At 69.1% G+C, this 22,617-nt stretch carries 24 protein-coding genes; 10 read left to right on the top strand and 14 right to left on the bottom strand.

Going from position 1 to position 22,617, the window contains the following annotated elements:
- Positions 1-1,203, bottom strand: a complete 1,203-nt coding sequence (locus FDA38_RS16035; protein WP_137254820.1) for a class I SAM-dependent RNA methyltransferase — start codon at positions 1,201-1,203, stop codon at positions 1-3.
- Positions 1,200-3,227 carry an APC family permease gene (locus FDA38_RS16030; RefSeq protein ID WP_137254819.1) on the bottom strand — a complete coding sequence of 676 codons (2,028 nt, stop codon included), beginning with the start codon at positions 3,225-3,227 and terminating at the stop codon, positions 1,200-1,202. Before FDA38_RS16030 ends, FDA38_RS16035 begins: the two co-directional genes overlap by 4 nt.
- Positions 3,228-3,323: 96 nt before the next feature.
- Between FDA38_RS16030 and FDA38_RS16025 the strand changes: the two genes are divergently transcribed.
- Positions 3,324-3,986: a potassium channel family protein gene (locus FDA38_RS16025; RefSeq protein WP_137254818.1), complete on the top strand. Its 663-nt coding sequence runs from the start codon at positions 3,324-3,326 to the stop codon at positions 3,984-3,986.
- Positions 3,986-4,660 carry a potassium channel family protein gene (locus FDA38_RS16020; RefSeq protein ID WP_130450480.1) on the top strand — a complete coding sequence of 225 codons (675 nt, stop codon included), beginning with the start codon at positions 3,986-3,988 and terminating at the stop codon, positions 4,658-4,660. The genes FDA38_RS16025 and FDA38_RS16020 overlap by 1 nt, the downstream gene beginning before the upstream one ends.
- Positions 4,661-4,766: 106 nt before the next feature.
- Here the strand turns inward: FDA38_RS16020 and FDA38_RS16015 are convergent, their stop codons facing one another.
- The 4 genes from FDA38_RS16015 to dut all read right to left on the bottom strand — a co-directional run bounded on the left by FDA38_RS16015 (position 4,767) and on the right by dut (position 7,147).
- Positions 4,767-5,549: a DUF3159 domain-containing protein gene (locus tag FDA38_RS16015; protein WP_137254817.1), complete on the bottom strand. Its 783-nt coding sequence runs from the start codon at positions 5,547-5,549 to the stop codon at positions 4,767-4,769.
- Entirely contained in the window at positions 5,542-5,931 is a 390-nt protein-coding gene (locus tag FDA38_RS16010; RefSeq protein WP_137254816.1) for an OB-fold nucleic acid binding domain-containing protein, read from the bottom strand. The genes FDA38_RS16015 and FDA38_RS16010 overlap by 8 nt, the downstream gene beginning before the upstream one ends.
- 19 nt (positions 5,932-5,950) lie before the next feature.
- Positions 5,951-6,604: a DUF3710 domain-containing protein gene (locus FDA38_RS16005; protein ID WP_137254815.1), complete on the bottom strand. Its 654-nt coding sequence runs from the start codon at positions 6,602-6,604 to the stop codon at positions 5,951-5,953.
- Between the two features lie 90 nt (positions 6,605-6,694).
- Positions 6,695-7,147 carry a dUTP diphosphatase gene (gene dut / locus FDA38_RS16000; RefSeq protein WP_137254814.1) on the bottom strand — a complete coding sequence of 151 codons (453 nt, stop codon included), beginning with the start codon at positions 7,145-7,147 and terminating at the stop codon, positions 6,695-6,697.
- A gap of 52 nt (positions 7,148-7,199) precedes the next feature.
- Here dut and FDA38_RS15995 point away from each other — a divergent pair, with 52 nt between their 5' ends.
- Both FDA38_RS15995 and FDA38_RS15990 read left to right on the top strand, forming a co-directional pair.
- Positions 7,200-7,655, top strand: coding sequence for a DUF3093 domain-containing protein (locus FDA38_RS15995; RefSeq protein ID WP_233714747.1), 456 nt, complete (start codon positions 7,200-7,202; stop codon positions 7,653-7,655).
- Positions 7,656-7,685: 30 nt separating this feature from the next.
- Positions 7,686-8,012 (top strand): DUF4235 domain-containing protein, encoded by a 327-nt coding sequence (locus FDA38_RS15990; RefSeq protein WP_137254812.1) that lies wholly within the window; start codon positions 7,686-7,688, stop codon positions 8,010-8,012.
- 141 nt (positions 8,013-8,153) lie between these two features.
- Here FDA38_RS15990 and FDA38_RS15985 read toward each other — a convergent pair whose 3' ends face one another.
- From FDA38_RS15985 to FDA38_RS15975, 3 genes are all read right to left on the bottom strand, one after another.
- The gene (locus FDA38_RS15985; RefSeq protein ID WP_130379292.1) at positions 8,154-8,453 is read right to left on the bottom strand and encodes a DUF4193 domain-containing protein; all 300 of its coding nucleotides are present in this window, start codon (positions 8,451-8,453) and stop codon (positions 8,154-8,156) included.
- Positions 8,454-8,748: 295 nt separating this feature from the next.
- On the bottom strand, positions 8,749-9,552 hold the full coding sequence (locus FDA38_RS15980; RefSeq protein ID WP_137254811.1) for an inositol monophosphatase family protein: 804 nt from the start codon (positions 9,550-9,552) through the stop codon (positions 8,749-8,751).
- Positions 9,549-10,619, bottom strand: coding sequence for a ferrochelatase (locus FDA38_RS15975; protein WP_137254810.1), 1,071 nt, complete (start codon positions 10,617-10,619; stop codon positions 9,549-9,551). Before FDA38_RS15975 ends, FDA38_RS15980 begins: the two co-directional genes overlap by 4 nt.
- Positions 10,620-10,691: 72 nt before the next feature.
- Here FDA38_RS15975 and FDA38_RS15970 point away from each other — a divergent pair, with 72 nt between their 5' ends.
- Together FDA38_RS15970 and FDA38_RS15965 are read left to right on the top strand one after the other, a co-directional pair.
- Positions 10,692-11,867 carry an MFS transporter gene (locus FDA38_RS15970; RefSeq protein ID WP_233714746.1) on the top strand — a complete coding sequence of 392 codons (1,176 nt, stop codon included), beginning with the start codon at positions 10,692-10,694 and terminating at the stop codon, positions 11,865-11,867.
- Between the two features lie 40 nt (positions 11,868-11,907).
- Positions 11,908-12,624 carry a MerR family transcriptional regulator gene (locus tag FDA38_RS15965; protein ID WP_137254808.1) on the top strand — a complete coding sequence of 239 codons (717 nt, stop codon included), beginning with the start codon at positions 11,908-11,910 and terminating at the stop codon, positions 12,622-12,624.
- On the opposite strand, the gene FDA38_RS15960 is transcribed toward FDA38_RS15965, so the two are convergent.
- Positions 12,607-13,212 (bottom strand): trimeric intracellular cation channel family protein, encoded by a 606-nt coding sequence (locus FDA38_RS15960; protein WP_137254807.1) that lies wholly within the window; start codon positions 13,210-13,212, stop codon positions 12,607-12,609. The genes FDA38_RS15965 and FDA38_RS15960 overlap by 18 nt on opposite strands.
- A 57-nt stretch (positions 13,213-13,269) precedes the next feature.
- On the opposite strand from FDA38_RS15960, the gene FDA38_RS15955 reads away from it, so the two are divergent.
- Positions 13,270-14,247, top strand: a complete 978-nt coding sequence (locus FDA38_RS15955) for a phosphotransferase family protein (RefSeq protein ID WP_137254806.1) — start codon at positions 13,270-13,272, stop codon at positions 14,245-14,247.
- A 17-nt stretch (positions 14,248-14,264) separates the two neighbouring features.
- Positions 14,265-15,098, top strand: a complete 834-nt coding sequence (gene fdhD / locus FDA38_RS15950; protein ID WP_137254805.1) for a formate dehydrogenase accessory sulfurtransferase FdhD — start codon at positions 14,265-14,267, stop codon at positions 15,096-15,098.
- Here fdhD and FDA38_RS15945 read toward each other — a convergent pair.
- From FDA38_RS15945 to FDA38_RS15935, 3 genes are all read right to left on the bottom strand, one after another.
- Positions 15,082-17,835: an AAA family ATPase gene (locus FDA38_RS15945; RefSeq protein WP_137254804.1), complete on the bottom strand. Its 2,754-nt coding sequence runs from the start codon at positions 17,833-17,835 to the stop codon at positions 15,082-15,084. The genes fdhD and FDA38_RS15945 overlap by 17 nt on opposite strands.
- Positions 17,832-18,959, bottom strand: coding sequence for a metallophosphoesterase family protein (locus tag FDA38_RS15940; protein WP_137254803.1), 1,128 nt, complete (start codon positions 18,957-18,959; stop codon positions 17,832-17,834). The genes FDA38_RS15945 and FDA38_RS15940 overlap by 4 nt, the downstream gene beginning before the upstream one ends.
- A gap of 86 nt (positions 18,960-19,045) precedes the next feature.
- Positions 19,046-19,867, bottom strand: coding sequence for an oxidoreductase (locus FDA38_RS15935; RefSeq protein WP_137254802.1), 822 nt, complete (start codon positions 19,865-19,867; stop codon positions 19,046-19,048).
- Positions 19,868-19,889: 22 nt separating this feature from the next.
- Here FDA38_RS15935 and FDA38_RS15930 point away from each other — a divergent pair, with 22 nt between their 5' ends.
- Together FDA38_RS15930 and FDA38_RS15925 are read left to right on the top strand one after the other, a co-directional pair.
- A complete protein-coding gene (locus FDA38_RS15930) occupies positions 19,890-20,438 on the top strand; it encodes a GNAT family N-acetyltransferase (RefSeq protein WP_233714745.1) in 549 nt (182 codons plus the stop codon).
- On the top strand, positions 20,431-20,925 hold the full coding sequence (locus FDA38_RS15925; protein WP_137254800.1) for a phosphatase domain-containing protein: 495 nt from the start codon (positions 20,431-20,433) through the stop codon (positions 20,923-20,925). The genes FDA38_RS15930 and FDA38_RS15925 overlap by 8 nt, the downstream gene beginning before the upstream one ends.
- 12 nt (positions 20,926-20,937) lie before the next feature.
- On the opposite strand, the gene FDA38_RS15920 is transcribed toward FDA38_RS15925, so the two are convergent.
- Complete coding sequence (locus FDA38_RS15920) at positions 20,938-22,611, bottom strand: ABC transporter substrate-binding protein (protein WP_137254799.1); 1,674 nt, start codon at positions 22,609-22,611, stop codon at positions 20,938-20,940.
- Positions 22,612-22,617: the final 6 nt, after the last annotated feature.

The raw sequence follows: 22,617 nt of genomic DNA, 5'->3' as shown, positions 1-22,617 counted from the left end.
CTACCCGAGGGTTCCCCCGGTCACCAGTTCACTGTCCACAGGCTCGAGGATCGCGACGCACTCGATGTGGTGCGTCATGCCGAACAGATCGAAGGCCCGCAGCGACGCGATCCCGTACCCGAGCCGCCCGAACGTCTTCAGGTCCCGCGCCAGCGCCGCCGGGTCGCACGCGACGTACGCCACCCGTCGCGGCCCGAGCGCAGCAACCCGCCGTACGACGTCCTTGCCGGCGCCCGTGCGCGGTGGATCGAGTACGACGAGGTCCACGTGCTCCAGCCCCTGGCCGGCCGCTGCGTTCAGCACCCGGTCGACGTCGCCGTTCTCCACGGTCACGTCCTTCAGGTCGTGCAGGTTGCGCCTGGCGTTCCGGACCGCGTCCTTGTCTCCCTCGATCGCCAGCACCCCGCACCCGGCCTCCGCCAGGAACGCAGCGAACAGCCCGACACCGGAGTACAGGTCCAGCGCGGTCTCCCCCGCAACTGGCTCCAGTCCGCTCAGTACGGCGTCCAGCAGCATCTCCGGCGCGGCAGGGTGCACCTGCCAGAACCCACCGGCCTCCACCAGGAACCGCCGCTCCCGGACCACCTCGACCAGGCGCTCACCAGGGTCCTGGTCGGTCTGTACGGCGGTCTTGCCCTCCGACGACACCACGGCCTGCACAGACGACACGCCGGGCCACCGCGAGGACAGCACGTCCGGAGTCCCCGGGTGAGCGATCAGGCACCGGTCGATCGGCACCAGGTCGTGCGAGCGGTGCGCGTACATGCCGGGACGCTCGTCCACGACGGCGTACCGCATCCGCGTCCGCCAGCCGAGGCCGTCGTCGCCGGGCGACTCCATGACGATGGTCCGCTCGATCCCGCCGATCCGCCGGAGCGTGTCCGACACCACGGTCGCCTTCAGCCGCCGCTGTTCGACAATATTGGCGTGCTGGAAGTCACAGCCGCCGCAGAGCCCCGGACCGGCGTACGGGCACGGCGGCTCGATCCGCTGCGGGGACGGCGTCAGTACGGAGACCGCGTCCGCCCGCAGGTACTTCGCGGTCTGCTCCGTGATCCGGGCGTGCACCAGCTCCCCCGGCAGCGCGTGCCGGACGAACACCACCTGTCCCTCGTGCCGGGCGACACAGTGTCCCCCGTGGGCGACTGGTCCTACCTCCAGCTCGACTACTGCCCCAACCAGACTGTTGTTCTCGTCTGTCACCGATCTCCTGACGCCTTGCGGGCACCGCGCCGTACCTGGCCGGCTACCCGTTCCACCCGGTCCTGCCGCTCCTCGGCCCCCTGCGACGAGAGCAACTGATAAGGAACCGACGTAACCATGACACCAGGTGTGAACAAGAGCCGCCCCTTGAGCCGCAGTGCGCTCTGGTTGTGGAGGATGTGTTCCCACCAGTGCCCGACGACGTACTCCGGGATGTAGACCATCACCACGTCCCGCGGCGACTGCCGCCGGATGTCCCGGACGTACTGCAGGATCGGCCGGGTGATCTCGCGGTACGGCGAGGCGAGCCGCTTCAGCGGGATCGGGATCCCGCGCGCCTCCCACTCGGCCTGCAGCTCGTCCGCCTCGTCCCGGTCGACGTCGACGGTGATCGCCTCGAGCGTCGACGGCCGGGCCGCCTTCGCGAACGCCAGCGCCCGCAGCGTCGGCCGGTGCAGCTTCGAGACCAGCACGATCGAATGCACCCGCGACGGCAGCATCAGCGGCTCGTCGCCTTCGGCCGTCATCTGCTTGCGGACCGTCTCGTAGTGCCGGTGGATGCCCTTCATCAACAGGAACAGCCCGGCCATCGCGAGGATCGCGATGTACGCGCCGTGGGTGAACTTGGTCAGCAGCACGATGATCAGCACGACCCCGGTCATCGTCAGGCCGATCGCGTTGATCACCCGGGACCGCATCATCTGTCGCCGTTTGCCCGCGTCGGTCTCGGTCTTCAGGTGCCGGGTCCAGTGCCGGATCATGCCGAACTGGCTGAGCGTGAAGCTGACGAACACACCGACGATGTACAGCTGGATCAGCTTGGTGACCTGGGCGTCGAACGCGATGATCAGCCCCGCCGCGCAGAGCGCGAGCAGGATGATTCCGTTGCTGTAGGCAAGCCGGTCGCCGCGGGTGTGCAGCTGACGGGGCAGGTACCCGTCCCGGGCCAGGATCGAGCCAAGCACCGGGAACCCGTTGAACGCGGTGTTCGCGGCCAGCACCAGGATCAGCATCGTCGCGCCGATCACCACGTAGAAGGCCGGCTGGAAGTTCGAGAACACCGAGTCGCCGATCTGGCCGATCACGGTCTTCTGGGTGTAGCCGTCGCCGACCGGCTGCCCGTTCTGGTACAGCTGCGTCGCGGGATCCTCGGCGTACCGGAGTTTGATCTTGCTGGCCAGGAACAGGATGCTCATCAGCATCGTCACCGCGATCGTGCCGAGCAGCAGCAGCGTGGTCGCCGCGTTCTTGCTCTTCGGCTTGCGGAACGCGGGTACGCCGTTGCTGATCGCCTCGACACCGGTCAGCGCCGCACACCCGGACGAGAACGCCCGCGCCAGCAGGAAAACCGCGGCCAGTCCGGTGAACACCTCGTGGCCGGATTCGGCGTGTACTTCGAAGTTCGCGCTCTCCGCCAGCGGCAGGTTGCCGGCGCTGAGCCGGATCAGACCCCAGATCGCCATCCCGATGATCGAGAACATGAAGATGTACGTCGGGACCGCGAACACCGCGCCGGACTCCCGGACGCCGCGCAGGTTCATCGCCGTCAGCAGCAGGACCAATCCGACCGCCAGTGGTACCTCGTGGCCTTCCAGGAACGGCAGCGCCGACTTCGCGTTCTGCACGCCGGACGAGATCGACACGGCCACGGTCAGCACGTAGTCGACCATCAGCGCGCTGGCCACAGTCAGCCCTGCCGTCGGGCCGATGTTTACCGTCGCGACCTCGTAGTCACCGCCACCCGACGGGTACGCGTGCACGTTCTGCCGGTACGACGCGACCACGACGAGCATCACGAACGCGACCAGCAGGCCGATCTTCCAGGAGTAGCTGTACGCCGCCAGTCCGGCGATCGACAGCGTCAGGAAGACCTCGTCGGGGGCGTACGCGACCGACGACAGCGCGTCGCTCGCAAACACCGGGAGGGCGATGCGCTTCGGCAGCAGGGTCTCACCCAGTTGCGTGCTGCGCAGTTTGCGACCGAGCAGCAGCCGTTTGCCGAGGTCACCTAGAGCGGGAGTCACACCGGTGATGTTAGAGGGCCCCCAGTTCCGGTGTAGCGTCTATCCCTGCCGAACCGAGCCAGCGGGCCCCAGGTGGGGGCAAGGAGTGATCACTCAGTGCACGTCGTCATCATGGGCTGCGGCCGCGTCGGGTCGATGCTCGCGCGTGGCCTGGAGAGACGCGGCCACACGGTCGCGATCATCGATCAGACCGCCGACGCCTTCCGGCGGCTCAGCCCGAACTTCACCGGCCGGACCATCGTCGGGATGGGCTTCGACCGGGAGGTGCTGATCGAGGCCGGGATCGAGGACGCCGAGGCGTTCGCCGCGGTCTCGAACGGCGACAACTCGAACATCCTGGCCGCCCGGGTGGCGCGCGAGACGTTCGGCATCTCCAACGTAGTGGCCCGGATCTACGACCCCGGACGCGCCGAGGTGTACCAGCGGCTCGGTATTCCCACGGTCGGTACGGTCCGCTGGACGGTCGACCAGATGATGCGCCGGCTGCTGCCCGAGGGTTCCGAGCCGGAGTGGCGGGACCCGTCCGGCACGATCCGGCTGGCCGAAGTACACGTGCACTCGGGGTGGATCGGCCGGCTCGCGTTCGACATCGAGACGGCCACCGGTGCGAGGGTCGCGTTCCTGACCCGGCTCGGCGAGGGGATGCTGCCCCGGCCCGACACGGTCATCCAGGAGGGTGACCTGGTCCACGTCGTGATGCCGGAGCGGGACGCCGCAGCGATCGAGTCCCAGCTCGGCGCGAAGCCTGAGGAGCTGTGATGCGGGTAGCCATCGCCGGTGCCGGGAACGTCGGTCGTTCGATCGCCGCCGAGCTGCTGGAGAACGGCCACGAGGTACTGCTGATCGACAAGGACCCGCGGGCGATCAAGGCGGAGTCGGTACCGCGTGCCGAGTGGCTGCTGGCGGACGCGTGCGAGCTGTCCTCGCTGGAGGAGGCGGCGTTGCAGCGCTGCCAGGTGGCGATCGCCAGCACCGGTGACGACAAGGTCAACCTGGTGGTCTCGCTGCTCGCGAAGACGGAGTTCGGCGTACCGCGAACCGTTGCCCGGGTCAACCATCCCCGCAACGAGTGGATGTTCAACGAGGCCTGGGGCGTGGACGTCTCGGTGTCGACGCCGCGGATCATGTCCGCACTGGTCGAGGAGGCGGTGTCGGTCGGCGACCTCGTCCGCCTGTTCACCTTCCGCCAGGGCGACGCCAACCTGGTCGAACTGACCCTCCCCGAAGACTCCCCCATGATCGGCCAACGCGTCGGCGACATCGACTGGCCGCTGGACACCGCCCTGGTAGTCATCCTCCGCGAGGGCCGAGTACTACGCCCCGACCCGGAAGGCACGCTCGAACTGAACGACGAACTCCTCTTCGTAGCAGCCGACGAAACCGAAGAACAGCTGGAGGACATGCTCTCCCCCCACCACCGCAAGTCGGAGTAGCACGCGAAGCACAGAAAAGGCCCAGCCGGTCTACAGCTCACCGGCTGGGCCTTCTACTTTCCCGCCAGGACCTGGGGACCCGCGGGGCACGGCGAGGGCTTGCTGACTACTTCTTGTTGCCCTTGAGGAGGTGGGTTATGTGGTCGCGGGCTTCGTCCCATTTTTCGGCGGGGAGGGAGCCGCGGAGTACGGCGTAGGCGAGCCAGATTGCCAGTGCGTAGAACGGCAACCCGAGCCCGATCTTTGCGATGCCGAGGGCGTTCAGGGAGCCGGTGAAGTACAGCGGGACCTGGACGATCAGCCGGATCGCGAACAGGCCGACGAAGACCAGCGTTGCCCGGGAGAAGCCCTTCAGCATCGCGGGGTCGCGGCGCCAGGCGGTGCCGGTCTGGGTGATCACGCCGTACAGGACGCCGAACAGCGGCCAGCGGACCAGCACGGTGATCAAGTACAGCGCGCCGTACCCGAGGTTCGTCAGCAGACCAGGGACGTAGAAGTCCTTCGCATTACCAGTCCGGTTAGCGACCCACGCCGAGATCAATACCCCGATGAAGCCACCGACGATGTTGCGCAACTGCTGCCGACGCACCAGCCGCACGACCGCGATCACCGCAGCAATACCCACCGCGATGATCAGCGACAGCTGCAGCTTGTGATCAGTGACCGCATACGCGACCAGGAACGCGATCCAAGGCAACCCGATGTCGAGCAGCGCGCCCCAACCACCGAGTGCCTGGAAGAAGTCCTTGTCCGTGGACCGGGCCGGCTTCGCGGGCTCGTCGGACGCAGGCTCAGTGGCGGCGGCTTCGAGCTCGGGCTTCAGGATCTCCACCAGCTTCTCGTTGAGGTCCTCGTCGAGCTGGTCGCGGCGCGACGTCGGCTCAGCCATGAGCTGCCGAGGGCCGCAGCTCGTAGCGCGGGTTGAACATCACCCGGTCGCCGTCGACGACGCCGATCCGGCCGGACGCGATCAGTTCCGATCCGGCGTGGATACCACCGATCTTGCGTCGGCCGAGCCAGATCAGCTTGACCGTGCCGGTGCCGTCGTACAACTCACCCTCCAGTGCTGGTACGCCGCCGCGCGGGCTGAACGTGATCGTGCGCAACGTGCCGTACAGCGTGACGAGTTCCCGGTCGTGACAGCCGGTGATGGAACGCGCGCCACAGTCCTGCGCGAAGTCCTGGAGGACTTCCGCGTCCTGCTGATCGCGGTCACCGGCCAGGCCGCGGAAGGCACGCTTCCACAACCCCGCGGGTTTGCTGCTACCCATGACGTCGAGTGTAGTCCGCTCAGGCTTGTTCGGTCGGCGTCGGCTGGGCGCCCGGCGGAAGCCGCAACGGCAGCGACTCGCGCACGGCCATCGGCTCGTCACCGCGGACCACGACCGTGTTGCGCAGCGTCTCCTCCATCGGCAGCGCGGCGTCCGGCTCGACCGCCGCGCGGCCGAGCACAGTCGCGCGGAGGAGCCAGCGCGGACCGTCCACGCCGATCACGCGGGAGGTCTGGCTGAAGATCTGTCCCTCGGGGTCCTCGACCGGTACGACGAGCACCAGCTCGGTGCCGAACTGGCCGTCGTGCTCGGTCGCCGTACCGCCCATCCGGGTGGCCTCGGCGGCGATCTCCTGCCGGACCTCGTCCCAGATGCCGCTCGACCGCGGCGCCGCGAAGGCACGCAGCTCGAGCGCCGAGTCCTCGAGCATCAGCAGAACCGCCTGGACCACGCCGCTCTGCTCGTCGACCTGAAGGCCCAGCTCCATCCCGGGCAGGCCGTTGACCACCAGCGCGCCCAGGTCGATCCGGTCCTCCGCTTCCAGCACGTCGGCGTCGACCTCGGTCGAGTCGAACGGACCCTCGGAGCGGACGTCCACCGGACCGGAGTCTTCGGCCCCTGCGTCGGTGTCGTTCGTCTCGGGATCGTTCTTGCCCTTGCGGCGGAAGATCACAGCTCTTTGCCTACTTCCTCGGTATTAAGTCCAAAGCCCTACTACAGCGCCGTAGTCTCGCGCATCCGTCAGGTCAACGGATGCACCTGCTCAGCGTGTCACATCGCCGAAGCCGCCGGTCGACCCGTGCCCCTGGTCGCCGCGCGCGGAACCGGGCAGCGAGGTCACCTCGACGAACCGGGCCTTCTCCACCTGCTGGATGACGAGCTGGGCGATCCGGTCGCCCCGGCGCACGGTCACCTCGGCGTGCGGGTCGAGGTTGATCAGGCAGACCTTGATCTCGCCGCGGTAGCCGGCGTCGACGGTGCCGGGCGCGTTGACGATCGAGACGCCGTGCTTGGCCGCGAGCCCGGAGCGCGGATGGACGAACGCGGCGTACCCGTCCTGCAGGGCGATCGCGATGCCGGTGCCGACCAGGCCGCGCTCCCCCGGCTTCAGGGTCAGGTCGGCCGCTGCCACCAGGTCCGCGCCGGCGTCGCCGGGATGCGCGTACGTCGGGAGCGGGAGTTCGGGGTCGATGCGCTGGATGAGTACCTCGGTCACGAGAGGCGACCCTATCGAGCGCGCCGGGACGGGTTCGTGCCAGGCTGGGTCCGTGGGTAGCTATCGCGAGAGTCTGCGCGTGCCGGTGTCGTGGTGGATCATCGCCGTCGCCGCCGTGATCACGCTGTTCGTCATCACCGCGGTGCCGGCCGGGCTGATCGCCGGTTCGATCGTCGGCGGGCTCGCGGCGGTACTGCTGGTGGCGTTGTTCGTCCGGTACGGCGGGGCGCGGGTCGAGGTCGACGACGTACGGTTCCGGGCCGGGCGGGCCGAGATCGACCGGTCGTACCTGGGCACGGTCGAGGCGCTGACCGGCGAGGACGCACGGCAGGCGTTCGGGCGCGACTGCGACCCGAAGGCCTATCTGGTACTGCGTAGTTACCTGCCGGGCGCCGTACGGGTGCAGATCACCGACCCGGGCGACCCCGCGCCGTACTGGCTGGTCGCCACGCGGCACCCGGATCGGTTGGCTGCGGCGCTGAGCGGGCACAGCGTGGGAAGATCCTGACTGTCAGCAGTCGCGTTAGGAGTGTGTGCAGTGGTCGGAGCGAAGATCGGCTGGAAGCTGGTGCAGGCCGCCTTCACGATCGTGGTCGGACTGGCCGCGAGCAAAGCGGTCACCACGGCCTGGAAGCTCGGGTCCGGCGGGAAGCCGCCGAAGGACGGCCAGGGCGAGTACGTCGAGGTCATGACCTGGGCCGCCGCCAGCGCTGCTGCGGCCGCGGCGGCGAAGCTGTTCGCCGAGCGGCGGGCGGCCGCCTACTACCTGCGGTCGACGGGGCACGCCCCGCCCGGGTATGTGCAGGACGCCCGGGCCCGGCTGGTGCGCGGCACGGACACCGGTCTGGTGAAGAAGAAAGACTGAAAGAACGCCTCGCTGCGCTCGGCGGGGTAGGGGTAGGAGCCCCGCGCCGTGCGCTCGGGGCGGGTGGACAGCAACAGCGGGACCGTTCCCAGGGGTCTGGGAGCGGTCCCGCTGTAGTTGTTACGAAGAAGGGCGCTGGTGTCAGGCTGCGCAGTCGCGGCAGATCAGCTGCCCGTTCTTCGTCTCGGCGAGCTGGCTGCGGTGGTGAACCAGGAAGCAGCTCGAACAGGTGAACTCGTCGGCCTGGCGCGGGAGGACCCGGACCGCCAACTCCTCGTGGCTCAGGTCGGCGCCGGGCAGCTCGAAGCTCTCCGCGGCCTCGGCCTCGTCCTCGTCGACCTTGCCGGAGTTCTTGTCGTGACGGCGAGTCTTGAGCTCCTCGATCGACTCTTCGGAAGCGTCCTCGTCCGTCTTGCGCGGGGCGTCGTAATCAGTCGCCATGGTGTTTCCCTGCCCTCTTCGTACCCGTGGTGTTGCCTGCTGAGCCCTTGAACGGGTAGAGCGGCCGAGAAATTCCGCGTCGGCGCACCGCGCTGAATCTTCGTCCCCCGAAACCCTTGACAGCCAGGCCGGGATCGGCAATCACCTCTCCCGAGGACGGGATTGTGCCCTATAAAGCGCCGCAATGCACGACTGGGTCCATGCTGTGGCCCGCGTGTCGCCACAAATGTCAGGACCGAACATCAAAATGCTCATTAGTGCGCGATACTGCGCAGAAACGAGCACTCTCTGACGTCTACGCGCGCAACGGGTCCGCGGCGGCCAGCAGGTCGTGGATCGGCGCGAACAGCGCCGGACTCGCCGCGATCGACATCTCCGGCGACACCGGCGCACCGTTCAGCCCGCCGACCGTCGCCCCGGCCTCGGCCGCGATCAGTGCACCTGCACCGTAGTCCCACGGATTCAGACCGCGTTCGAACACCGCGTCCAGCCGGCCGCAGGCGACGTAGCAGAGGTCGATCGCGCCGACCCCGATCCGGCGGATGTCGCGGACCTTGGTGATCACGTGCTGGATCACCTCGGCCTGCACCTGCCGCCGCGCCGGGTCGTACCCGAAGCCGGTCCCGACCAGCGCCTGGCTCAGCTCGGTCGCGCCCGACACCCGGATCGCCTTGCCGTCCGCGAACGCGCCGCCGCCCTTGGTCGCGGTGAACACCTCACCCTTCGGCGCGTCCACCACCACGCCGGCGACCGTCTCCCCGTCGCACTCGACCGCGATCGAGACGGCGTACGTCGGGATGTCGTACAGATAGTTGACCGTGCCGTCGATCGGGTCGACCACCCAGCGCACCCCGCTGGTGCCGACCACGTCGTCGCCCTCCTCGCCGAGGAACGAGTCGTCCGGCCGGGCCTGCAGGACCCGGGCCCGGATCAGCTCCTCGGACTCGCGGTCGACCGCGGTGACCACGTCGGTGACGGTGCTCTTGGTGTCGGCGACCGTGATCGTGCCACGGCGGCGTTCGACGATCAGCCCGGCCGCCTCCTCCGCCACCTCCACGGCGAGCTTGAGCAGATCCTGCGGGCTTACCGAGGAGGTCATACAGCTTCCTTCTGAGGAGTAGGTCGGCGAAGCGGTGGGCAGCAGTCGTGGCGGCAGTCGTCCCAGGCCGGGCCGAGTTTGCCGACGCAGGGCCGGGCCGGCTGCTCGCCGCGCTCGGCCGCGGCCCGTTCGACGACCAGGTCGCGGAGCATCGTGACGAACTTCGGGTCGGTCCCCGGGGTCGCGGCCCGGGCCATCGGCAGGCCGAGCTTCTCGGCCGTCTTCGCGGCCTCGGTGTCGAGGTCGTAGATGACCTCCATGTGGTCACTCACGAACCCGATCGGCACCACGGCGACCCCGGGCACGCCCTCGGCGGCCAGCAGCTCCAGGTGGTCGTTGACGTCCGGCTCGAGCCACGGCACCTGCGGCGGCCCGGAGCGGGAGCAGTAGACGAGGTCGGTACGCCGTACCTGGCCGGTCCGTCGCTCCAGCTCGGCCGTGATCTCGGCGGCGACGTCCAGGTGCCAGTCGACGTACCCGTTGCCGTCGGGTCCGCTGGTCGCGTTCATCGCGGTCGGGATCGAATGCGTCACGTACGCGATCGCACTGCCCTCGGGCAGCTGGCTCAGCGCGTCGGCGGTCGACTCGACGAACGAGCCGACGAAGCCGGGGTGGTTCGCGTAGTGCCGGAGCTTGTCGATCCGCGGCGCGTCCGGGACCTCGCGGGCGGCGTCCTCGAGGTTCTCGCGGTACTGACGGCAGCCGGAGTACGACGGGTAGGCGGACGTGACGATCACCACGGCACGGCGTACGCCGTCGGCGGCCATCTCGCGCATCGTGTCGGTCAGGTACGGCGCCCAGTTGCGGTTGCCCCAGTAGATCGGGAGGTCCAGGCCGATCTCGTCGAACGACTCGCGCAGTGCCTTCAGCAGCTCGCGGTTCTGGTCGTTGATCGGGCTCTTGCCGCCGAACGCGTAGTAGTGCTCCCCGACCTCCTTGAGCCGCTCGTCCGGGATCCCCCGGCCGCGGGTCACGTTCTGGAGGAACGGCAGGACATCTTCAGGCTTCTCGGGGCCTCCGAAGGACAGCAGCAGGACAGCGTCGTACGGGGGTGCAGCTGGCGACATATTCCAAGCTTCTCAGACGGCCGGAGGTTAAGGTGTTGCCGGTCTCTCATGCTCAAGCCTTACGTTCATCTCATGCGCCGTCCCGGTGCCGGCGCCTTCTTCGCCGCCGGGATCCTCGGGCGTATGCCGATCTCGATGATCGGGCTCGGCATCGTGATCCTGATCGCGCGCGAGAGCGGCTCGTACGGTCTGGCCGGCGCGGTCTCCGGCGTGGCGGTCATCGCCGGTGCATTGACCGGACCGGTGCAGGGCCGGCTGGTCGACCGGTTCGGCCAGCGGAGGCTGCTCCTGATCGGGTCGGTGCTCTGCACGATCGCACTGGGCGGTCTGCTCGTCGCAGTACGTGCCGGCTCGGCGACCTGGGTGCTGTACGCGTTGTCGTTCGTTGCCGGTGGCACCCGTCCGCAGGTCGGCTCGTTCGTCCGGGCGCGCTGGACTCATCTGCTCGGACGGGGACGAGCACTGCAGACCGCATTCGCTCTCGAGGCGGTCGGCGACGAGGTGGTGTTCATCGTCGGCCCGGTCCTGGTCACCACGCTGGCGACGCAGTGGAGTCCGTACGCCGCTCTGACGGCCGCCGGCGTACTGGGCCTGGCCGGTGGCATCTGGTTGGCGCTGCTGCGCGCCTCCGACCCACCGGGACGTGGCAAGTCGAACGGGGCCGAGCAGGCACCCATGCCTTGGCTGTCGATAACTCTGCTGAGCCTGATTGGTCTCGGCCTCGGAGCGACGCTCGGTGGCGCTGAGGTCATCACAGTGGCGTTCACGACCGAGAAGGGGCAGGCCGGCTTGTCTGGCGTCGTACTGGCCGTCTGGGCGTTCGGAAGCCTGCTGGCCGGGCTCTGGTACGGCTCGGTGCACTGGCGTGCTCCGGTCGAGCGCCGGCTGCTCATCGGCACGATCGCGCTCGCTGTCACGCTGGCGCCCCTCCCCTGGGTCAACAGCGTGCTGATGCTCGGTGTGGTGCTCTTCTGCTGCGGTATGACGATCGCACCGACGATGGTCGCGGTCACAGCCTGCGTCGAGGAGTGGGTGCCGCCGGAGCGGCTGACCGAGGCGATCACCTGGACCGTCACCGGGATACTGCTCGGCGTGGCACCGGGCAACGCGGCCGCCGGGCACGCTGTCGACGTGTGGGGTCCATCGAACGCCTATTGGGTCCCGTTCGGCGTGGGTATCGCGTGCGCGATCGTCGCCGCCGTCTCGATCACCTTTGCGCGGCCGAAAGAGCGGTTCGCTCACAACTAGCCTTGTATCTCCGGTTACGGGAGATGTGAGGGTGTTGGGCATGGACCACTCGATCGGTGCGGTGGCGCGGCTTGCCGGCGTGTCGGTGAAGACCGTGCGGTACTACTCCGACCTCGGGCTGCTGACATCACGTCGTACGACGGCCGGTCATCGGCGGTACGAGGCGACCGCGGTCGCGCGGCTGGAGCTCATCCGCACGCTGCGTGCCCTGGGACTCGATCTGGAGACCGTGCGGGCTGTGCTGGAGCGGGAGCGGACGCTGGCCGATGTACTCGCGGCGCATGCCGACGCCCTCGCCGTACAGATCCGGACGCTGCAGGCGCAGCACGCCGTCGTATCGGTGGTCGCTCATCGTCACTCGACTCCCGAGGAGCTCACCGACATGACTGCCCAGTTCGAACAAGCACGCCAGACGCTGATCGCCGACTTCCTCACCAGCACGCTCGGCGACGACCCCGCTCTCGCCGCGGCTCGTCAGAACCTCACGCCCGTGCTCGCTCCGGATGCCCAGCCCGAGCAGGTCGAGGCGTGGCTGGAGCTGGCCGCGCTCGCCTCGTCAGAAGACTTCCGTGCCGCGGTACGGCGCCTCACGGCAGGCTACCAGGTCCTTGCCGGGGACAACCCGCTGCGAGCGGATCCGGAACTGCGCGCGCGGCTGATCGACCTGCGTCGTACGGCTGATCCGCGGTGGCATCGGTACGTCGAACTGGTTGCCGTGGTCAACGGATGGGCGCCGCCGTCACGGGTTGCGGGGTAGCGGGGCGTTCCAGCCGCGACGGATCGCGATCAGGCGGATCGTGAAGCAGGTCGCCGCGGCGGCGATCGGGACCCAGAGCGCGTGGTACTCCAGCGCCGACGCGATGACCACGATGCCGGCGCCGAGAAGGGCCGGGGTGGCGTAGATCTCGGAGCGGAGTACGACGGGGACGCGGCCGCTGAGGACATCCCGGAGTACGCCGCCGCCGATGCCGGAGAGCGTGCCCAGCAGCGCGGCCGAGATCGGCGACAGGCCGAACTCGATTGCCTTCAACGCACCGGTCACGCAGAACAGCGCGAGGCCGGCGGCGTCGAAGATGTTCACCAGCCGTTCGACGCGGCCGATGCCGGGGTGCAGGAAGAACGTCAGCAGGCCGGCCGCGATCGGGACGACCAGGTAGCGCCAGTCCCGGAGCGCGGCCGGCGGAGTCTGGCCGATCAGCACGTCCCGGATGAACCCGCCGCCGAGCCCGGTCACGAGCGCCAGCACCTGGATCCCGAACACGTCCAGCTTCTTCCGTACGCCGACCAACGCCCCGGTGATCCCGAAAACGAAGATCCCGACCAGGTCGAGCACTTGCAGCACCATGGTTCCGAACGCTAAACCACGAGCGCTGTGCCTCCGTCGCATCTATCGTTCGTGGACATGAGCCGCGCCCCGGACGTCGACTACTCCGCCACGTCGCTGCGCCCCGCCTGGGACTCGTTGCCGGCAGATCTCCACGAGTCCCTGGCCGTTGCCCTAGGCACCGAGATCGCCGAGGTCGCAGCCCCGGTCAGCTCCGGCTTCACCGGCGGGTTCGCCGCACGAGCTCAGCTAGCCGACGGCCGCCGGGTCTTCATCAAGGCCGCCCCCGACAGCACGCACGCCTACGGCGCCTACCAACGCGAAGCCGAGGTCGTCCCCCAACTCCCGAAAACCGTCCGAGCCCCCGCCATCCTCACCACCGCCCACGCCACCACCCAGGCCGGTGACTGGTTCGCGGTCGTCTCCGAATGGATCGACGGACGGATGCCCGGGACGCCCTGGACCGCCGACGACTTCCAGCTGGTGACTGCCGCTTGCGAGGCGATGGCAGAGGCGTTGCGGCCCAGTCCGTTGGATGGCTTGACTTCCTTCGGGGAGCTGGTCGGAACGGACGTCGCCGTGCCTGCGCAGATTCTGGCGGGTGAGCTGGCGATGCCGATCGGGTTCCAGCCGTGGTTGCCGCGGGTGCTGCCGGAGCTGGCCGAGTTGGCGGCGGCCGGACCTGAGATCCTCGTCGGCGACACCGCGATGCACTCCGATCTGCGGCCCGACAACCTGCTGATCGACCCGCACGGCACCTGCTGGACAGTCGACTGGAACTGGCTGACCCTCGGCCCGCGGTGGGTGGACTGGGCGGGTCTGCTGCCGATCGCGCAACACCAAGGCATCGACACCTTCGCCGCGATCAAGCGCAGCCCCCTGACCACCGACGTACCAGACGAGCACCTAGACGCCTTCATGGCGGTCATCGCCGCCTACATGCTGAAGAACACCGACGCCCCACCCCCACCTGGATGTACGCCGGCATTGCGCGAGCACCAGCGTTTCTACGCCTGGACCTACCTCGACTGGCTCGCCGTACGCCGGGGCTGGTGAACGCCTACTGTTGTTGTATGACCAAGGGACCGGCCACGAGGTTCAAAGTCGAGGTGCTCGATGGTGAGCGGACGTCGCGGCGTGAGGACGTCGTCACCACCGAGGAGCCGCTGGAGCTGCGGCTCGAGTGGCCGGGCCGACCGCCCGAACCACTGGTCGTCACGATGCGCACGCCCGGCTCCGACTTCGAGCTCGCCGCCGGCTTCTGCCTCGGCGAGGGTTTCGCGGTCCGGCCGGACGCGATCCGGACGGTTGCCTACTGCACCGATGTCGCGCTGACCCGTGAGCAGCAGTTCAACACCGTCACCGTCACCTTCGACGGTCCCCCGGACCGCGAACCACCCCAGCGGTACGGCGTCACGTCGGCCGCCTGCGGCGTCTGCGGCCAGCAGAGCCTCGACGAGCTCGCGGACCGCGAGTACGACCCGGTGGACCCGGTCGAGGTCCCGGTCGACGTCGTACGGCGTCTGCCCGATCTGCTCCGCGAGGGCCAGACCACGTTCAACCGCACCGGCGGACTGCATGCGGCCGGCCTGTTCACCGCCGACGGCCGCAAGATCGTGGTGAAGGAGGACGTCGGCCGCCACAACGCCGTCGACAAGGTCGTCGGCTGGACCGTCCTCAACCACCACAGCCGCAAGGGCCTGGTCCTCGCCGTCAGCGGCCGCGCCGGCTACGAGATCGTCCAGAAGGCCGTCGCCGCCGGCATCGGCATGATCGTCGCCGTCAGCGCCCCCTCCAGCCTCGCCGTCGACCTGGCCCGCCAGTCCAACATCACCCTCGCCGGCTTCACCCGAGGCGAACGCTGCGTCGTCTACTCGGCCCCGGAACGGATCACGCGTCCAGCTTGATGAAGGTTGCTTTGGGGACGTATTCGTAGCGGTCGGGCATGCAGGTGAGGATGATGATCTGGCCGTGGTCGCCGGCTCGGCCGAGGAGGGCGCCCATGTCGCGGAGGCGGGCCTTGTCGGACCAGCCGAGGGCGTCGTCGAAGATGACGGGAACGCTGCCCTCGCCGGTGCTGACCAGGTGGCTGATCGCGAGGCGGGTGATGATCGCCAGCTGCTCCTGAGCGCCGGTCGACAGCGCCTCGACGCGCAGCCGTACGCCGTCCAGCTCACGCTCCGCCACTGCGAGATCGTCGTCCAACCAGACCCGGAACGACGGCCCGTAGACGCTGCGGCCCAAGGACTCGATCCGGGACTGCAGCGGCTCGGAGTACTTCGTCTGTGCCTCGGCCCGATGCCGGCTGAGCGTCTCGTACACGCGCCGCGCCGCCTCCGCCCGCCGCTCCAGGCTGTCGTGCTCCGCGCGTACGGCGGCCAGCTCCAGGTCGGCCACGTCCCGCCGGGTCGCAAGCCCGTCCCGGCCGGACTGCTCCAGCCGGCCCTCCGTCGTACGCAACGCATCGCGCAGCGTGTCCCGCTCGCCCTGCAGCCTCTTCGCCACCGCCAACGCGTGCGTCAGCTCGCCCGCGACCTGATCAGCCCCGGCCGCGTCCGCCTGCTCCTGTACGACGGTCAGCTCCTCGAGCACCGCCTCGACGTCAGCCGTCGCCTCGGACTCAGCCGCCGACACACCGTCGTCGTCGAGCACGGCCCGCGCAGCGTCGAGCGCCTCGACCGCGGACTCCAACCGCTCCCCCGCCAGCTCAGACCGGGCACGTGCGTTCTGCGCCTCGGACCGATCCTCGTCAGCCGCCTTCCGCGCCTGCGCAGCCGCAAACTCCGCGTCCGCCAGCAACCGCTCGACCTCGGCCAGACCGCTCCGCGCCTCTTCAAGCACTCGCTGCGCACCCGCAAGGTCGTCGGGGGCCGGTGCGGGCTCGTCGATGTCGTCGAACAACGTGTCGTGCGGCGACGCGAACTCCGCGAACTCGGCAAACAGCGACATCTGCCCCGGAACGCCTTCAACCGCAGGCTTCCCAGACTCCTCCGCCTCGTCCTCAGGACCCAGCCGCGCGGACAGTACGGCGATCCGCTCCCCCGGATCGCCTCCGGCCGTCAACGACTTCTCCGTACGCCGAGCCTCGTTCAGCTCAGCCGTCGCGGTGTCGGCCTTCCGCAGCAGCTCGCGCGCCGCCGCGACGTCCTTCACGCCGGCCTTCTTCAGCAGGTCCTTCTCCCGCCGTACGGCGTCGTCGACCCGCGACCGCAGCGTCGCCGCCTCGCCACCGGCCCGCACGGTCACCTCGAGCTGACCCGGTACGCCGATCACGAGCTCGCCCGAGACGAGCACCTGCGCCGCCTCGTCGAACCCGAGCTCCGACGGCACAGCCCCGTCCAGACCGGTCCCCGACAACTCCACGGGCTCCGCGCCAAGCCGCCGTACAGAGACTTCAGGTACGCCGGCCGCGAGCGCCGCGCGGGCCTCGACCACTGCCGCCCGAGCATCCTCGAGCGCCGCAACGATCGCGTCGTCGACCTTGATCCGGTCCAGGATCGTCCCGGCGGCCGCGATCCGCGCACGTACGTCGACCAGCTCGGTCTGCTGCCCGAGCAGCCGATCAAGCTCGGCGCGATCCATCAGGTCCGAGACCCGCCGCTCGGCCGCCTGCACGTCCGTACGCCGGAGGTCCTTCAGCTCGACGACCTCGGCCAGCGCCGCCTCCGCGGCCTGCACCATCTCGGCGCCTGTCTTCGCGACGAGATCCGCGTCGGCCCGACGAGTGGCCAGCTCGGCCTCGAACTTCGTGAACCGCTCGACCTCGTCCAGCAGCCGCTCGCGATCCAGCCGGGTCCGGGTGTGGTTCTCCAGCCGGGCCCGTGCGGTCTCCGCCCGCGAGCGCACCGAGTCGCGGCGCAGCAGGATCTCGTCGGTCGCCTTCTTGCGTTCGCGCAGCTCCTCGACCGACTTCAGGTGGTCGGACAGCCGGGTGTCGACATCGGAGAGGTCGAGGTTGAGCCGCTCGGCCCGCCGGATGTCGGACTGCACCTCCTCCATCGCCTGCAATGCCTGCGCCGCACCCAGCTCGGCCGCGGACACGGTCTTCGCGGACCGCGCGTAGTCGCCGGTCGGTTTCCCGCGCGGCGTCCAGTACCGCAGGTACTCGTGCTCGACTGCCGTCACCAGCGGCATCGAAGCGCCGTCGACCGGTGTCCCCGACTCGGCGGTGACCGCGGTGATCAGCGGCTCCGCATCGGCCGGCGTTGGCAACACCAACGACTGGCCCTGGCTCACCATCAGCGTCTGCCACAGCACCGGATCGACGTTCTCGTGGAACAGCCGCTCGGCCTCGTTGTGCGCCTCGCGACCGGTCCACGACTGCCGCCGGCCGTCCGGCTCGACGATGGTCAGCTCGGTGGAACGGTTCTTCAGCCAGCGCTTGGAGTACGTGAGCTCGCGGCCGCCGAGGCTCAGCTCGGCGGTGACCTCCGGGCCGACGTCCTGGCCGACCGGCTGGATGTCGCGGATCCGGGTCGACTTCGAGTCGTCGGGCAGCTCGAAGACCAGCCCGAACGCCTCGACCAGGCTGGACTTGCCGACCTCGTTGTCGCCGACCACGACGGTGGTGCCGAGCGCGCGGAACCGGACAATGCGTTCTTTGACGCCACGGAAGTCCCGTAGCGCCAAGCTGTGCAATCTCATCCCGCGTCCCGCGCCAATCGGTGCATCAACGACAACGCCGCACCTGCGCCCTCGTCGCCGCCGGCCAGCGCCTGCCGTAGCTCCTCCATCGCGGCGCGGGCCGGACCGCTCAGCTGCAACGACTCCAGGTCAGCCGCATCCGGCGCGGGCCGGACGGTCCAGAACTTGGCCCACCGCTCCACGCTGGCGAACACCTCGCCCTGCGCGTCGATCATCGCGTCCAGCCGACTCAGCAACGGCAGCGGCAACGAGCCGTCTCCGGCCAGCCGCACGTACGTCCGCTCCTTGTCCGGGAGCTCGGCGAACCAGTCCTCGAGCGCCTGGATCGACTCCTCGTCGAACAACTCGACCCGGTGGTCGACCATGTGCCACGCTCCGACCCGCACCGGCTCGACCTCGATCTCGTCACCGCCGATGGTCACCTTCAGCACGTTGCCGGGCGCGTCCTCCTCCGGCGACGTGACCTCCTGCGTCCCGGAGAACCAGATCCGGTCGGTCACCTTCGTCGTCGAGTGCCGGTCACCGAGCCCGACGTACTGCAGCCGGCCGTCCGCGACCGCGGCCTCCAGCGCCGTCTGGTCGATCGTCGGTACGTCGGACATGCCGCCGGACAGGCTGGTCAGCTGACCGTGGGCGAGCAGGATCCGGATGATCCCGGGCTCCGGCGTGAGGTCGGCGTACCCAGGCGCGGCCGGATCCGAGAGCGGGCGGCGCGAACGCCACGGCGCGCCGACGAGCTCGACTCCCGGCACGATCTGGAAAGGCGTCGTTTCGGTCAGGACCGTCACGTGCTCCGGAGCGTGCGCCTGCCACTGGCTCGACGTCCACAACGAGCCGGGCTCGAGTGCGTCGTGGTTGCCGGGCAGCAGTACGACGGGGACCGGGATCCGCTTGAGCGCCTCGCACGCCCGCAGGATCGTCTGCCGCTCGACCTGGTTGTGCTCGAACACGTCGCCGGTGACAACAACGAACGCCGCCCCGGTCTGCTCCGCGACCTCGCCGATCCGCGCGACAGCATCCAGCCGCGCCTGGCCCCACCGGGCCTGACCGTCCGGCCCCAGGAACCGGCGCATCATCCCCAGCTGCCAGTCCGAGCTGTGCAGAAACGTGATCGACTCGTCCATTGCGGGATGAACGCTAACCCGAGCCACCGACAGTCGCACACTCAACACTCAGAAGCGCCGCACACCGCCCACACTCCGGACGGTCGTTATCCGGGGAAGTCGGCGCTCCGCGAGAGGTTCTCCCAGGCCGCGACCTCGCTCTGGGCACCGGCGTACACGCCCTGGAGCGCCTCCACGGCGTCCGAGCCGAGCGGCAGGCGCAGCGGTGGTTCCGGGCTCGCGACGGCCGTGAGGATGGCTTGTGCGGCGCGGACCGGGTCACCGGGCTGGGTGCCGTTGCCGTTGGAGAGGGCGTCGCGGACGGCGCCGACGGGTCCCTCGTACGTGTCGCTGATCTCGGTCACGTACAGCGCGCTCGGCTCGTTGAACGACGTACGGAACGCGCCGGGCTCGACGATGATCACGCGGATGCCGAACTGCTTCGTCTCGGCCGCGAGCGCCTCCGACCAGCCCTCGATCGCGAACTTCGACCCGCTGTACGCGCTGATCCCGGCGAACGCGAACCGGCCACCCTGACTGCTCAACTGCACGATCGTGCCGCTCTTCTGCGCCCGCATCCCCGGCAGCACGGCCTTGGTCAACGCGACCGGCCCGAAGAAGTGCAGCTCCATCAACCCGCGGAGCTCCTCGTCGGTCGTCTCCTCGGCCGCCCCGACCATCCCGCGGCCGGCGTTGTTCACGAGTACGTCGATCCGCCCGTGCCGCGCGAGCACGTCCGCGACAACCGCCGGAATCGCCTCGCCGTCCGTCACATCCAGCTTCACCACCGACAACCGCTCGTGCTCCAGCCCCATCGCCTCGGGCCGCCGTACCGCCGCGACCACGGTGTGACCGGCCGCCAGCGCCTCCTCCGTCAACGCCCGTCCGAACCCCGCGTTGGCACCTGTAATCAACCAGACCTCAGCCATGCGAACAGCCTACGATCCTGAGGTGGCGACCTACCTCGTGACCGATCGGCTGACGCTCCGCCGGTTCACGCCGGCCGATGTCGAACTGCTGGTGAGGTTGGACTCCGACCCCGAGGTGATGCGGTTCCTGACCGGTCAGCCGACCCCGCGCGACGAGATCGAGAACGTCGTACTGCCGGAGATCCTCAAGGTGTACGCCGAACACCCGCAGCTCGGGACGTTCGCCGCCGAGGCCGACGGCGTCTTCATCGGATGGTTCGGGATGCAGCCGACGACCGACGCCAGGACTGTCGGCGTCGGCTATCGGTTGCTTCGGGCCGCGTGGGGCAAGGGCTATGCGACCGAAGGCACGCGGTCGCTGATCGCTCACGCCTTCAGCCTCGGGATGGAGCGGGTCGAGGCCGACACGATGGCGGTCAACCATCGCTCGCGGGCCGTCATGCGGCGGTCCGGCCTGCGATTCCTGAAGATCTACCACGAGCATTTCGACGATCCGCTCCCCGGGACCGAGTTCGGCGAGGTCCTGTACGGCGTCGATCGCGCGACCTGGGAAGCTGAGCAGCATGGATGACGAGCGACCGTACGCCGTACTCGATATCGACGCGACGCTGTCCGACACCAGCCGGCGGATCCACTTCATCGAGCGGAAGCCGAAGGACTGGGACTCGTTCTTCGCGCATGCCAAGGAGGACGCCGTACTCGACGAGGGGCTCGCGGTCGCGACGACGCTGGCGGCCGAGCACGAGATCGTCTACCTGACCGGGCGGCCGGAGCGGCTGCGGCGGGACACGCTGAAGTGGCTGAAGGACAACGGGTTCCCGGACGGGAAGCTGTACATGCGCGGCAACACCGACCGGCGCCCGTCGACGATGATGAAGCTCGGCCGGCTGCAACGCCTCGCCGAGCAGCGCCCGGTCGCCGTACTCGTCGACGACGACGTCAAGGTGATCGCGGCCGCGCAGAAGGCCGGCTACACGGTGATGAGGGCCGACTGGGGGCTCGATGCCGAGACCCAGCCGACCCTCTTCGAGGCCCAGGAATCCGAGGGCCGGACGTAACTGCTTGCTGGATTACTTGCTGAGCCCGAGGATCAACGTGTTCGGGTACGGCGGGTACTGCGGCAGGTAGAAGTTCTGCACCTTCGATCCGTGCAGGAACGCGTTCCGCGCGTAGATCAGCGGCACGACCGGTGCGTCGGCCATGATCTGCTTATCCAGCGCACCCCACATCCCGGCCGCCTTGGTCCGGTCCGACTCGGCCGTCGCCGCGGCGATCGCGGAGTCCACCGCCGGGTTCGAGTAGCGGGAGATGTTGTACCCGCCGTTGCCGATCTCCGAGGACGCGAACAGCGGCTGGATGTTGCCGATCGCGGACGGGAAGTCCGGCAGCCAGCTCGACACGGTCAGGTCGAAGTCCGGCTTGTTCCCGGTGATCAGGTCGGTCAGCGGCTCGCTGTCCAGCGGCTTGATCGTGACCGTGATCCCGGCCCGCTTCAGGCCCTGCTGGATCGCCTGCGCCACGCCGAGACCGGTCGTGTTGTCGGCGGCCAGCACCAGGTTGAGGTTGGCGGCGCCGGCGGCCGCGAGCATCTGCTTGGCCTTGTCCGGGTCACCCGCCGGCGGCGCCGGGAACAGGTCGAACTTGCTGAAGCCGTCGATACCCGGCGTGATCAGGGTCGTGGCGAGCTCACCGCCGAACTCCGGACCGCCCTCGGCGACCTGGACCGCCTGCTTGTCGACGGCGTACTGGATCGCCTTGCGGACCTCGGGCTTGGCGAGCGCGGGGCGTTGCGTGTTCATCGCCAGGTACATCAGAGCGCCGGACGTCGACGTCGCCACCCGGGCCTTCACCGCGGGGTTGCCGGTGACGGTCGGGATCAGCGCGGCCGGGACCGAGGTGCCGGTGGTGGCAGCGGACTTGTCATCGCCGGCGTCCGCGATCAGGCGCTGGTTGACGACGTCGGGCTGCAGGCCCATGTCGGTCACGATCGAGTCCGGCAGGCCGGTCCGGGCCGGGTCGGTCGACTTGTCCCAGTTCGGGTTGCGGGTCAGCACGAGCTTCGAGCCCGGCGTGTACGACTGCACCTGGTACGGGCCGCTGGCCATCGGCTTCTCGCCGTAGTGCGCCGGGTCTGTGTCGGCCTTCTTCGGCACCGGCGAGAACGCCGGCATGCTGACGATCCACGGCCAGTCGCCGTACGGCTTGTTCAGCTTGAAGACGATCGTGGTGTCGTCCGGCGTCTGGACCGAGGCCAGGTCGCCGCCCTTGTACGGGCCGGTGTACTTGTCGCCGCCGACCAGCAGCGACTTGTGGTAGCCGAGACCGCCGGACAGCTCCGGCGCGAACGACCGCTCGACGCCGTACTTGATGTCACCGGCAACGATCGGCGACCCGTCGGCGTACTTGAGACCCGGCTTGAGCTTGTAGGTCCAGGTCTTGCCGCCGTCGCTGACCTGACCGGTGTCGGTGGCCAGGTCCGGGACCAGCTCGGTCGGCTTGCTCGGGTCGGTCTTCCATGACGTGAGGCCGCGCAGCACCAGGTGGATGCCGCTGATGCCCAGGTTCTGGCTCTTGGCCGGGTCGTAGCTGACCTCCTTGGCGGTGCTGAGGAAGTGCAGCGTGCCGCCCTGCTCCGCGGCGGCGGTGCTGCCGCTACTTGAGGCGGACTTGTCATTGGCGTTGCAAGCGGCGGCCGCCAGCGCCAGCGCGGCCGCTACCGCGACCGCTCGGGTTATGCGTTTCATGCTTTC

This window comes from Kribbella jiaozuonensis, assembly GCF_005233875.1.
GTDB lineage: Bacteria > Actinomycetota > Actinomycetes > Propionibacteriales > Kribbellaceae > Kribbella > Kribbella jiaozuonensis.
Note: the sequence above shows the minus strand (reverse complement) of the source record. Positions and strands in the feature narration are given on the sequence as shown.

Excerpts from the sequence above, each read along its gene's own strand:
- FDA38_RS15970 (WP_233714746.1), top strand. The coding sequence starts at position 10,692 with ATGCGCCGTCCCGGTGCCGGCGCCTTCTTCGCCGCCGGGATCCTCGGG.
- FDA38_RS15940 (WP_137254803.1), bottom strand. The coding sequence starts at position 18,959 with ATGGACGAGTCGATCACGTTTCTGCACAGCTCGGACTGGCAGCTGGGG.
- FDA38_RS15945 (WP_137254804.1), bottom strand. The coding sequence starts at position 17,835 with ATGAGATTGCACAGCTTGGCGCTACGGGACTTCCGTGGCGTCAAAGAA.
- FDA38_RS15985 (WP_130379292.1), bottom strand. The coding sequence starts at position 8,453 with ATGGCGACTGATTACGACGCCCCGCGCAAGACGGACGAGGACGCTTCC.
- FDA38_RS15925 (WP_137254800.1), top strand. The coding sequence starts at position 20,431 with ATGGATGACGAGCGACCGTACGCCGTACTCGATATCGACGCGACGCTG.
- FDA38_RS15965 (WP_137254808.1), top strand. The coding sequence starts at position 11,908 with ATGGACCACTCGATCGGTGCGGTGGCGCGGCTTGCCGGCGTGTCGGTG.
- FDA38_RS16020 (WP_130450480.1), top strand. The coding sequence starts at position 3,986 with ATGCGGGTAGCCATCGCCGGTGCCGGGAACGTCGGTCGTTCGATCGCC.
- FDA38_RS16015 (WP_137254817.1), bottom strand. The coding sequence starts at position 5,549 with ATGGCTGAGCCGACGTCGCGCCGCGACCAGCTCGACGAGGACCTCAAC.
- FDA38_RS15955 (WP_137254806.1), top strand. The coding sequence starts at position 13,270 with ATGAGCCGCGCCCCGGACGTCGACTACTCCGCCACGTCGCTGCGCCCC.
- FDA38_RS15920 (WP_137254799.1), bottom strand. The coding sequence starts at position 22,611 with ATGAAACGCATAACCCGAGCGGTCGCGGTAGCGGCCGCGCTGGCGCTG.
- FDA38_RS15975 (WP_137254810.1), bottom strand. The coding sequence starts at position 10,619 with ATGTCGCCAGCTGCACCCCCGTACGACGCTGTCCTGCTGCTGTCCTTC.
- fdhD (WP_137254805.1), top strand. The coding sequence starts at position 14,265 with ATGACCAAGGGACCGGCCACGAGGTTCAAAGTCGAGGTGCTCGATGGT.
- FDA38_RS15960 (WP_137254807.1), bottom strand. The coding sequence starts at position 13,212 with ATGGTGCTGCAAGTGCTCGACCTGGTCGGGATCTTCGTTTTCGGGATC.
- FDA38_RS15935 (WP_137254802.1), bottom strand. The coding sequence starts at position 19,867 with ATGGCTGAGGTCTGGTTGATTACAGGTGCCAACGCGGGGTTCGGACGG.
- FDA38_RS16010 (WP_137254816.1), bottom strand. The coding sequence starts at position 5,931 with ATGGGTAGCAGCAAACCCGCGGGGTTGTGGAAGCGTGCCTTCCGCGGC.
- FDA38_RS15980 (WP_137254811.1), bottom strand. The coding sequence starts at position 9,552 with ATGACCTCCTCGGTAAGCCCGCAGGATCTGCTCAAGCTCGCCGTGGAG.